1 protein-coding gene is annotated in these 265 nt (G+C 55.1%); it reads right to left on the minus strand.

Annotated features, from left to right (window positions below):
- A partial coding sequence (locus tag MXD62_RS08785) for an arginase family protein (protein WP_248828888.1) occupies positions 1–265 on the minus strand: 265 nt, incomplete at both ends.

A 265-nucleotide genomic window follows, 5' to 3' on the forward strand; every position in this document is an offset into this window, starting at 1 on the left:
CCATAAAGCGGCCCGCGCATTCCGACCTGTATGGAGTGGGCCGTATCGATCAGGCCTTCTTCAACCGCCCGGCGAAATGGAGTACCATGCGTGTACTTTTCGCCGAAATAGTTGTCCCATGTGTCGCTGTGGGAGTCAAAGTGAATCAGGGCGGCAGGGCCGAACTTTCTCGCAAAGGCACGCAGGCTGCCGAGCGATATCGAGTGATCCCCACCCAAAATAATTGGTGTCACCGCGTTGTCGAAGAGGGAGAAAAGTTCTATCT

The organism is Frankia sp. Mgl5 (assembly GCF_023242985.1).
GTDB lineage: Bacteria > Actinomycetota > Actinomycetes > Frankiales > Frankiaceae > Parafrankia > Parafrankia soli.